Below are 9,754 nucleotides of genomic sequence, written 5' to 3'. Positions count from 1 at the left end.
TCGGACTGCGCCAGCTGCAGCGCCGCGCGGGCCATCGCGTCGGCGGCCTGCGCCTCGGTCAGTGCCGCGGACGGGTCGCCTCCGGCCTCAGCCTGCTGCAGGTGCCGCCGTGCCTCGGCGAGACGGGTGCGGGCGTCGGTGCCGACGGCACCGCGTCGGGTCGTGATGAAGTCGTCCGCCGCGCCGACGGCCGACCGCGCGGTGAGCAGCGTCTGCGCCAGCGTCGCGGTGATCCGCCGGGTCCGCTCCTGGGCATCCTTGGCCTGCGCGAGGCCCTCGTCGAGCGCGGCGTCGGCATCGTCGACCAGGCGCAGCGCGGCCAGCGGGTCGGGCGGGGTCGCGCGCAGGCCCTCGTCGGCGGAGGCGAGCGCCGCCTCCGCGCGGGCGACGAGGGCCGCGAGACCTCCCGGGTCCCCGGTGGCCAGGATCGCGCGGGCCTCGGCGAGGTCCTGCTCGGTCTCGGCGCGGGCCGCGGCGATCTTCTCCCCGGCCCCGGCGAGGTCGGCCTCCAGCCGCCCGACGCCGTCGAGCAGCGTCCCGGCCTGGGTGATCGCCTCCTCCGCGGCCCGCCCGGACACGACCGCGGCGCTGCGACCGGTCGCCGGCCCGGTCGGGGCCGCGTCCGCCGTAGCCGCCCCCGTCGGCGTCGCAGATCGGGCACCGGATCCGGCGGTGCCCGGGTCCGGCTCCTGGCCCGGGTCCGTGCGGGCCAGCTCACCGCGGGCGGCGACGAGCTCCTGCGCGGCCGCGGCGAGCAGCTCGCGGGACCGGCCGACGTTGTCCGCCACCGGTGCCAGCGCAGCCGCGGCGTAGCGGGTGCGCAGCGAGGCCAGGGTCGCGTCCACCTGCGCGACGCGGGCGTCCACGGCGGCCAGGCTCGTACCGAGACCGGCCAGGTACTCGGGCGCACCCGCTTCCAGGCTGCGCAGGGCGTCGAACTCCGCGACCTGGGCGTCGAGGCGCTCGTCGGCATCCCGGCAGGCATGGACGATCTCGGCGAGCATCGATCGCCGGGTCGGCTCGTCCTCCGGGACCTCGTCGTCGAGCTGCTGCTGCAGGGTGAAGCCGCGCAGCATGTCGGCCCGGGAGAGCTCCAGCGCCGCGGCGAACCCGGCCACCGCCTCGTCGCCGAAGTGCGCGCGGGCCGCGGCGAGCTCCTGCTCCGAGGTGCGCACCGCGTCGTCGATCTCGAGCAGCGCCTGGCTGCCGCGAAATCCCAGGTCCTCGGTCGTGACGCCGGCGAACTCGTCGTCCGGGCCGGGCCCGGCGGGCGCCGGAGCCGAGGGCGCCGCCGCACGGTCCCGGCGACGCCGGCTGACCAGGTACGCCCCGCCGCCGACGACCACGAGCCCGCCGACCACGGCCGCGCCGGTGGCCAGGCCACCGCCGGCACCGCCCCCACTGCTGCTGCCGCCGTCACGCAGCCCGTTCGCCATGGCGACGGCGGCGCCGGCCCAGTCGTTCGCCGAGAGCCGGGGCTCGACGTCGTCGCTCTCGATCGAGTCGGTCGCCGACTCCGGGACCGTGAAGCTCTGCGAGAACGAGGTGCCGTAGGCGCGGTCCTCGGTGGCCACGGCCAGCAGCGCGTCGGCGTCGCCGAGCTGCGAGCGCTGCGCCGCCCGGTCCGCCCAGGTCGGCCCGTCGAGGTCGTCGAACGACCGGACGTAGACCACGAACAGGTCGATGCCCTCGGATGTGCGCAGGTCGTCGATCGCGGCGGTCACGGCCGCCCGCCCGGACGGGTAGAGGACGCCGGCACGGTCGGTGACCCGGTCGGCCAGGCGCGGCGGGGGCTCGGCCACCGCGACGCCCGCACCGGACAGCAGCAGGACCACCGCCGCCGCGACGAGTGTGGACAGTCTGCGCACGACGACCTCCGACGAGATGGTGAGGTGCCCATCATGTCGCCCCGGCCCCGCACCCGCGCCGGAGGCCGCACTCATGGAGCTTTCGTTCGGCGCGGCGACACGTTCGCACCATGGGTGCGGGCGAGGCGGGCCGTGCGTCTCCGCCGAGTCCGGCCGCGCGCTGCTCCGTCCGCGACCCGTTGGTCCGATCGCGCGGCCGATCCGGCACCCTGGGGTCATGCCCCGCCTGCGTCCCGCCGCCGACCCGCCCGCCGCGCCGCTGTCGCGGTACTGGAACGGCTACGTGGGCGAGTGCGCGTCCACGGTGACCCGGTTCCACCGGATCACCGCAGCGCTGCCGACCGGCCAGGTGCGGACCTGGCTGGGTGAGATCGGCAAGCGTCTCGACGCCGAGCTGGAGGCCGTGCGCCGCCTGGCGACCGTCGGGGACTCGATCGAGCCGGCCCGGTTCCGCGTCCGGCAAGGGCCGGCCAAGCGGATCGCCGACCGCCTCGACGCCGCCAAGGCGGCGTTCACCGACGCGGTGAGCCAGGCCGCTGAGATCGCCGAGCAGGTCGCGCTGGATCCGACGCACAACGACGTCCGCGCGCACCTCGAGGTCCTCGGCCGGCAGGCCACGCAGCTCGCCGTCGCGGCGCCGCTGGAGGAGCAGGAACCCGAGACCCCGCGACGGCGGTGGCGGCGCCCCGCGTCCTGAACGTCCGCCGCCGGTGGTGGTCGGGATCGCGCGGATCCCGACCACCACCGTGCCGGACGGTCAGAACGGGCGGTCGCCCGCGATCGCCACGCGCTCGGCGACCCGCGGGTGCGGGTGGTAGTCGCCGACCGCGTAGTGCTGGGTCGCCCGGTTGTCCCAGAACGCGACGGTGCCCTCGACCCACCGGTGCCGGACCTGGTACTCGGGCACGTGGGCCTGCGCGTACAGGTGCCGCAGCAGCGCGTCGGACTCCGTGCGCTCCATCCCGACGATGCGCGTGGTGAACGAGGAGTTCACGAACAACGTGCGCCGCCCGGTCTCCGGGTGGGTCCGCACGACGGGGTGGGTGACCGGCGGGAACCGGTCCTGCAGCCGGTCGAGCCGGTCCGGGTCCAGGAAGCGGGCGAAGCCGGGCACCATGTCGTGCACCGCATGCGCGCCGTCGATCCGGGCCCGCACCTCGTCGGAGAGGTTGTCGTAGGCGGCGGCCATGTCGGCCCACAGCGTGTCCCCGCCCGACGGCGGAGTCGTGATCATCCGGAGCACCGCCCCCATCGCCGGCTCGGGCCGGAACGAGGTGTCGACGTGCCAGATGTTCTCGAAGGTCTGCGGGGCGTCGCCGCCCTTGGCGAACCGGACGATGCTCGCGTCGTCGCCCTGCTCGAGCATCGGGTTCGTCTCGAGCTCGCCCCACAGCAGCCCGAACGACCGCTGCGCGGCACTGGTCATGTCCTGGTCCGGGAAGAACAGCACCTTCCACTCCAGCAGGGCGCGGTGGATCTCCTCGCGGACCGCGGGCGTGAGCGTCGCGGACAGGTCGACGCCGGTGATCTCGGCCCCGATCGTCGCACCGACCGGGGTGAGCGTGAACGCCTCGAACGGTCGGTCCGGCCCGTCGCCCGGCAGGCGGCGCAGCAGGCGCCGCCCCTCGAGCAGATCGATGGCGGGAGTCGCACGGGGCCGGGTGGGGGACGGTTCCGTGCCGACCCCACCGACGGACAGGTCGTCGTCGAGGTGTGTCGTCACGACGCCGATACTGGAAGATCACCGACGCCGTGGCAAGTGCGCCGGTCACCGGCATCACCCGGCGACGTCCGCACGCCTCACACCAGTGGAGCGCCCTTGCCCAGCCACTGCCACGCCGCGTTCATCCCGAACGTGAGCTCGCCGCCCAGCACCGCGGCCGCCGCCGCGTCGTCGAGCGGGTAGCGCACGTCCGGTTCGCGGGTGGCCACGAGCGAGGCGAACAACCCCGCCGGACCGCCCGCGTCGGCGCGCAGCGCCCCGACCACCGTCCGGTACTCGGTCCGGACGAGCCCGTCCACCGCCGCCGCCGTCACGGCGTGGTCGAAGTCCAGGCCCAGGGTCTCGTCGAGGTCGACACCCCGGCGCTCGGCCAGCACACCGAGCAGCACCGGGTGCAGGCGCGGATAGTCGCCGACGACCCGGTCCGGGTCGGCCGCCCACTCCCCCGGCTCTCCCTCCTCGAACGCCCGCGCGCAGAACTCGCGGTAGAACGCGTTCAGCGCGAGCAGCCGCAGCACGGTCACGCCACGCTCGATCTCGGTCCCGGCCACCGTCAGCCGGGACCCGGCGAGCACCCGCCAGGCCCACGCGGCCCACTCGACCTCGGAACCGTCCCGGTGCAGGTCGAACACCGAGCGGACGACCTCGACGAGATCGCCGAACTCCTCGTCCGGGTCGGGACCGTCGAGCGCGTCGGCCCAGGGGTCGGTCATCGGGGGCTCCTCGGTGATGGACGGGTCGGCGCCCCGTTCTACCGCAGGCGCCGGTGTCACACGCATCGCCGTGCCGTGACGCCGGATCCGGTGCCAGGATGGGGGAATGACGACCACCGAGCCGAAACCCTCCGGCCTGGACCTCAACTGGGTCGACCCGGACGTCCGTCCCCAGGACGACCTGTTCGCCCACGTCAACGGCCGGTGGCTGAGCACTCACGAGATACCCGAGGACCGCTCGCAGGACGGCGCGTTCCGGGTCCTGCGCGACCGTTCCGAGGACCACGTCCGGGAGATCATCGAGAGCAGCGCAGGCGGAACGAGCATCGGCAGCGAGGAGTCGGCGCGCTCGTCGGCCGAGCCCGGGTCCGACGCCCAGAAGATCGGCGACCTCTACGCCTCGTTCATGGACACCACGCGGGCCGAGGAGCTCGGCACCGCGCCGCTGCGCCCGCTGCTCGACGAGGTCTACGCGACGACCGACCGCGCCGCGCTGGCCGCGGTGCTCGGCCGCCGCCAGCGCGAGGGCCGGGCGTCGCTGTTCGGGGACTTCATCTCCACCGACGCCAAGGACTCCACTCGCTACGTGGTGCACCTCAACCAGTCCGGCCTCGGGCTGCCCGACGAGTCCTACTACCGCGACGAGGACTCGGCGCAGATCCGCGCCGCCTACGTCGAGCACCTGCAGACGATGGCCGAGCTGGTCGGGCTGGCCGAGCCGGTCCGGGTCGCCGAGCAGGTCATGGAGCTGGAGACGGCGCTGGCCGCCGAGTCCTGGGACCGGGTCGTCAACCGCGACGCGGAGAAGACCTACACCCTGATGACCGGCGCCGAGCTGCGCGCCCACGCCCCCGAGTTCGACTGGGACGCCTGGCTCGACGCGCTCGCGGTCCCGGCCGGCTCGTTCGACGAGGTCGTGGTCCGGCAGCCGAGCTTCGTCGCCGCCGCGGCCCGGTTGTGGGCGCAGCGCCCGCTGGAGCAGTGGCAGGCGTGGCTGGCGATCCACGTCACCTTCGCTTGCGCGGACTACCTCAGCGGCGAGGTCGTCGAGCAGGACTTCGCCTTCTACGGGCGCACCCTGTCCGGCACCCCGACCCTGCGCGAGCGCTGGAAGCGCGGGGTCTCCCTGGTCGAGGGCTTCCTCGGCGACTCGGTCGGCAAGCTCTACGTGGAGCGGCACTTCCCGGCCTCGGCCAAGGAGCGGATGGTCGAGCTCGTCGCGAACCTGGTCGAGGCCTACCGCCGGTCGATCACCACGCTGGACTGGATGAGTCCGGCCACCCGGGACCGGGCGCTGGAGAAGCTGGGCAAGTTCACACCGAAGATCGGCTACCCGGACAAGTGGAAGGACTACTCCGACCTGACGATCGCCGCCGACGACCTGCTCGGCAACGTCGCCCGCGCCGGCATCTGGCGCAACGACTTCGAGTACGCGAAGCTCGGCGGCCCGGTCGACCACGACGAGTGGCTGATGACCCCGCAGACGGTCAACGCCTACTACCACCCCCGGATGAACGAGATCGTGTTCCCGGCGGCGATCCTGCAGCCGCCGTTCTTCGACGCCGAGGCCGACGACGCCGCGAACTACGGCGGGATCGGCGCCGTGATCGGGCACGAGATCGGGCACGGCTTCGACGACCAGGGCTCGCGCTACGACGGCGACGGCAACCTCACCGACTGGTGGGAGCCGGGAGACCGCGCGGAGTTCGAGACCCGCGCCCAGGCGTTGATCGACCAGTACAGCGCGCTGTCCCCGTCCGGGCTGCCGGACCACAAGGTGAACGGCGACCTGACCGTCGGCGAGAACATCGGCGACCTGGGCGGGCTGACGATCGCCCTGCGCGCCTACCGGATCGCCTGTGGCGACACCGAGCCCCCGGTGATCGACGGGCTGACCGGGCTGCAGCGCGTGCTGTTCGGCTGGGCCCAGGTCTGGCGGGCGACGACCCGCGACGCCGAGGCGATCCGGCGGCTCACGACCGACCCGCACTCGCCGCCGGACCTGCGCTGCAACGCCGTGGTGACGAACCTCGACGCGTTCCACGAGGCGTTCGACGTCGAGCAGACCGACGCCCTGTTCACCGAGCCGGGCAGGCGCGTGCGCATCTGGTGACACCGCGGGCCCGGCCGGCACCGCGCGGACGCGGTTCACGGCCGGGCCGGCGGTGGTCCCGGGTCACGGAGCGGGCAGCGGAGCACGACGTCGCCGCGCCCGAGCACCGTGTCCAGGACCGCGCAGTCGCAGGCGACACCGCTGCGGCGGTACTCGCCGAGGACACGGTCCACCGGCATCCGGGACCGTTCGAGGAACTCCCCCGAACACCGCAGGGTCCCGTCGCAGCCCCAGAACCGGGTCCCGTGCAGGATCGCCGCGGTCAGGCCCTCGCGCAGCTGCGTGCCGAGCGCCTCGATCTCCGCAGCGGAGGGCGGGTCCCCCGGCGGCTCGTCGTCCCCCACCTCGTTCCGGTCCCCGAACAGGTCGTCGCCGAACAGGTCCTCGTCGCGCAGGTCCTCGTCGAGCCGGTCGGACCAGTCGTTCTCGGCCGCGTCCAGGATCTCGTCCAGCACCTGGTCCATCGCGTCGTGCATGACCGCACGCCAGTGGTCGACCGAGAACGGGGTGGGGCGGCGGATGTCGTCGATGCTCATGGACGACACGATGACCGGCACCCCTGACAGTTCACTGGTGTGAACGGCCGGGCGCCGGGTACCCGTCGGCATGGTGCAGAAGTTCGCGAAAGGCAGCCGGGTGGCGTGGAACTGGGGCAACGGCCGTCCCGAGGCGAAGGTCGTCGACCACTCCACCGACCGCATCGAGCGCACGATCAAGGGCACGAAGCAGAGCCGCAACGGCACCGAGGACAACCCCGCCTACGTGCTGGAGCAGTCCGACGGGCAGACGGTGCTCAAGCTGCACAGCGAGCTGGAGAAGGCCTGACCTATCCGGCGGCGGTGATCGGCGCGCGCCGGGAGCCGGCGAACACCAGGCCGATCACCAGCACCGGGATCACGGCGTAGGACAGCGGGACCTGGTAGCCGAAGCCGTCGACCCTCCCGATCCACCGCACGGCCACGTACCCGGACACGGCCAGCGAGGCGAACACTCCGACGAGAAGTGTCACCGGGCGCGTACCGCCCAGCGGCATCGACGCGCCGACGATCGTGACGACGCCGACCACGAAGATCAGCAGCGACACGGTGGAGGCCTCGTCGGTGCTCATCGGCTCGGCGTGGTCCGCCGTCATGCCGAAACCCAGTGCGCCCAGGACGCAGCCGAGCCCGTGCAGCAGGGCGAACGCCCCGGCAGTCCTGTAGTAGACCGACATCGCCGCTGCTCCCGCCGCCGACCCCGGCTCGTCCGGGACGTCACGACGATACTGGCGGCCCGGGCCCGGAAGCGGGATCCGCGCTACTACGCAGGCTCGGCCGGCGGCACGGTCCCGTGGGCGAGCGTCTTCTGCACCCAGGCGACGTCGTGCCAGGCACCGTGCTTCCAGCCGACCCGCCGGTGCGTCCCGACCGGTTCGAAGCCCAGCGCGCGGTGCAGGCCCCTGCTGGCGTCGTTCGGCAGCGTCATGCCGGCCACCGCGACCAGGTGACCGCGCTCGACGAGCCGCGCGAACAGCGCCTCGTAGAGCGCCCTTCCGGCGCCGGTCCGGCGCACGCCGGACCGCAGGTAGACGCTCACCTCGCAGGTCCACCGGTAGGCCGCCACCTCGCAGGTCCACCGGTAGGCCGCGCGCGGCTTCCACTCGCCGCCGTAGGCGTAGCCCAGGACGCCGTCGTCGTCCTCGGCGACCAGCCAGGCGTGACGGAGGTTCGCCGCCTCGATCCGGTCGGCCATCTCGACCGCCGTCGGTGGTTCGCTCTCGAACGTGATCACGGTGTCGGTGACGTAGGGCGCATAGAGCGCCGCGCACGCCGGCCCGTCGTCACGGCTCGCCTGCCGGATCAGCACGCGGCGACGGTACGCCGCCCCCACCCCGACCCGACCCGACCCGACCGTGCCCACGCCGATCCGGGCGGTGAGCCCGACCGCTTCTCCCGTGACCGGAGCCGTTTCGTCGGTAATGATCGGTTCGTGACGCAACAGGGCACGTCGACCGGCCCGTCCTCCACGACCGGTCCGACCCCGCCCCGTCCCGGGCTGCTCGCCGTGGTCCTGGGTCTGCTGTTCGGCCTCGCCGGCACCAGCACGTCCGGGGTCACGGTCGCGCTGCCGCAGCTGGCCGGCGAGCTGGAGATCTCGACGGCGTCGGCGACCTGGGTGATCAGTGCCTACGCGGTCGCACTCGCCGTCGCGACGCCGCTGCACGGCCGGCTCGGCGACGCCGTGGGAATCCGGGCGCCGCTCTGCGCCGGGGTGGTCCTGCTGGCGCTGGGCGCGCTCGCCTCGGCCGCGGCACCGAACCTGCCGACGCTCCTGGTCGCCCGCGTCGCCCAGGGTCTCGGTGCGGCCGCGGTCCCGGTGCTGGCCGCGGCGTTGCTGAGCAGCCGGTTCAGCGGGCCGGGCCGTGGTGCGGCGCTGGGCCGGCTGGCCGGGATGTCGGCGGTGCTCTCGGCGCTCGGGCCGCTGATCGGTGGCGCGCTGGAGGCCCTCGGCGGCTGGCGGGCCGCGGTCGCGCTCCCCGCGATCGGGCTGCTCGCGGTGCCCTACCTGTGGAAGCGCTCGGTCGTCCCCGGCGACGGTGACCGACTCGACGTCACCGGCGCGCTGCTCGTCGCGGTCGCCGCGTCCGGTCTGGTACTCGCCATCCAGTCCTCCGCCACCGGGGTGGCGGCCGCGGTCACCGGCGCGGTCCTGATCGCGGTCGGGGTGCCGGCGGTGACGCTGTGGGTCCGGGCGCGGCCCGACCGCTTCCTGCCGCGCTCGATCGTCGGCAACAGCACCGTCGTGCGCAGCTCCCTGGGCGCCGCGGCGATCCCGGCCAGCTGGTTCGCACTGTTGCTGGGGATCCCACTGGCACTGGCCGAGCGCGGCTGGACGCCGCTGACGACCGGCCTGGTGCTGGTGCCCGCGGCCGCGCTCGGGCTGGTCTCGCCGCGGCTGGCCTCGGTCCTGCTGGCCCGGATCGGTGCGCGCCGCACGTTGCTGGTCGCGTCCGTGACGACGACGACCGGGCTGCTGGTCGCGGCGGCCGGGATCGCGTGGGGCTCGGCCTGGGTGCTGGCGGTGGCCGTCATGCTCGTCACGGTCGCGTTTGCGACCGGTCAACCGGCCATGATCGCCGCCGTGGGCGGCGCGGTGGCCCCGGAGCAGCGCAGCGGAGCGATCGGGGTCGCGACCCTGGCGTTCCTGACCGGGGCCGGGATCGGCGCGGCGGTGATCGGCGGACTGGCGACGGTGTACGGCATCGCCGCCGCGCTGCTCGTGTTGCTCGTGCTGCCGGTCGCGGGCTTCGTCCTGTTGCTGACCGGTCGGCGGGACCCGGCCGTCTGAGCAGACGCCC

10 protein-coding genes are annotated in these 9,754 nt (G+C 74.1%); 4 read left to right on the top strand and 6 right to left on the bottom strand.

Features of this window, described 5'->3' with window-relative positions:
• A partial coding sequence (locus I4I78_RS05955) for a TPM domain-containing protein (RefSeq protein ID WP_218610177.1) occupies positions 1 to 1,868 on the bottom strand: 1,868 nt, incomplete at its 3' end.
• A gap of 217 nt (positions 1,869 to 2,085) precedes the next feature.
• Between I4I78_RS05955 and I4I78_RS05950 the strand changes: the two genes are divergently transcribed.
• The gene (locus I4I78_RS05950) at positions 2,086 to 2,565 is read left to right on the top strand and encodes a hypothetical protein (protein ID WP_218610176.1); all 480 of its coding nucleotides are present in this window, start codon (positions 2,086 to 2,088) and stop codon (positions 2,563 to 2,565) included.
• A 60-nt stretch (positions 2,566 to 2,625) separates the two neighbouring features.
• Here I4I78_RS05950 and I4I78_RS05945 read toward each other — a convergent pair whose 3' ends face one another.
• Together I4I78_RS05945 and I4I78_RS05940 are read right to left on the bottom strand one after the other, a co-directional pair.
• Positions 2,626 to 3,507 (bottom strand): TauD/TfdA family dioxygenase, encoded by an 882-nt coding sequence (locus I4I78_RS05945; RefSeq protein ID WP_308251928.1) that lies wholly within the window; start codon positions 3,505 to 3,507, stop codon positions 2,626 to 2,628.
• 161 nt (positions 3,508 to 3,668) lie between these two features.
• Positions 3,669 to 4,304 (bottom strand): hypothetical protein, encoded by a 636-nt coding sequence (locus tag I4I78_RS05940; RefSeq protein WP_218610175.1) that lies wholly within the window; start codon positions 4,302 to 4,304, stop codon positions 3,669 to 3,671.
• Positions 4,305 to 4,410: 106 nt separating this feature from the next.
• Here I4I78_RS05940 and I4I78_RS05935 point away from each other — a divergent pair, with 106 nt between their 5' ends.
• A complete protein-coding gene (locus I4I78_RS05935) occupies positions 4,411 to 6,417 on the top strand; it encodes a M13 family metallopeptidase (RefSeq protein WP_218610174.1) in 2,007 nt (668 codons plus the stop codon).
• Positions 6,418 to 6,452: 35 nt separating this feature from the next.
• Here I4I78_RS05935 and I4I78_RS05930 read toward each other — a convergent pair whose 3' ends face one another.
• Positions 6,453 to 6,953, bottom strand: coding sequence for a DUF2695 domain-containing protein (locus tag I4I78_RS05930; RefSeq protein ID WP_218610173.1), 501 nt, complete (start codon positions 6,951 to 6,953; stop codon positions 6,453 to 6,455).
• 70 nt (positions 6,954 to 7,023) lie between these two features.
• Here I4I78_RS05930 and I4I78_RS05925 point away from each other — a divergent pair, with 70 nt between their 5' ends.
• A complete protein-coding gene (locus I4I78_RS05925) occupies positions 7,024 to 7,242 on the top strand; it encodes a DUF2945 domain-containing protein (protein WP_218610172.1) in 219 nt (72 codons plus the stop codon).
• A 1-nt stretch (position 7,243) separates the two neighbouring features.
• Here I4I78_RS05925 and I4I78_RS05920 read toward each other — a convergent pair whose 3' ends face one another.
• Both I4I78_RS05920 and I4I78_RS05915 read right to left on the bottom strand, forming a co-directional pair.
• Complete coding sequence (locus tag I4I78_RS05920) at positions 7,244 to 7,630, bottom strand: hypothetical protein (protein ID WP_218610171.1); 387 nt, start codon at positions 7,628 to 7,630, stop codon at positions 7,244 to 7,246.
• Positions 7,631 to 7,716: 86 nt separating this feature from the next.
• Positions 7,717 to 8,259, bottom strand: coding sequence for a GNAT family N-acetyltransferase (locus I4I78_RS05915; RefSeq protein ID WP_218610180.1), 543 nt, complete (start codon positions 8,257 to 8,259; stop codon positions 7,717 to 7,719).
• A 126-nt stretch (positions 8,260 to 8,385) separates the two neighbouring features.
• Here I4I78_RS05915 and I4I78_RS05910 point away from each other — a divergent pair, with 126 nt between their 5' ends.
• Positions 8,386 to 9,744: an MFS transporter gene (locus tag I4I78_RS05910; protein ID WP_218610170.1), complete on the top strand. Its 1,359-nt coding sequence runs from the start codon at positions 8,386 to 8,388 to the stop codon at positions 9,742 to 9,744.
• The last annotated feature ends 10 nt before the right edge of the window (positions 9,745 to 9,754 follow it).

Origin of the sequence: Pseudonocardia sp. KRD291 (assembly GCF_019263595.1) — a bacterium.
In the GTDB taxonomy this organism is placed as follows: domain Bacteria; phylum Actinomycetota; class Actinomycetes; order Mycobacteriales; family Pseudonocardiaceae; genus Pseudonocardia.
This window is presented reverse-complemented; position numbering and strand designations above follow the sequence as displayed.

Excerpts from the sequence above, each read along its gene's own strand:
- I4I78_RS05935 (WP_218610174.1), top strand. The coding sequence starts at position 4,411 with ATGACGACCACCGAGCCGAAACCCTCCGGCCTGGACCTCAACTGGGTC.
- I4I78_RS05940 (WP_218610175.1), bottom strand. The coding sequence starts at position 4,304 with ATGACCGACCCCTGGGCCGACGCGCTCGACGGTCCCGACCCGGACGAG.
- I4I78_RS05930 (WP_218610173.1), bottom strand. The coding sequence starts at position 6,953 with ATGAGCATCGACGACATCCGCCGCCCCACCCCGTTCTCGGTCGACCAC.
- I4I78_RS05920 (WP_218610171.1), bottom strand. The coding sequence starts at position 7,630 with ATGTCGGTCTACTACAGGACTGCCGGGGCGTTCGCCCTGCTGCACGGG.
- I4I78_RS05950 (WP_218610176.1), top strand. The coding sequence starts at position 2,086 with ATGCCCCGCCTGCGTCCCGCCGCCGACCCGCCCGCCGCGCCGCTGTCG.
- I4I78_RS05925 (WP_218610172.1), top strand. The coding sequence starts at position 7,024 with ATGGTGCAGAAGTTCGCGAAAGGCAGCCGGGTGGCGTGGAACTGGGGC.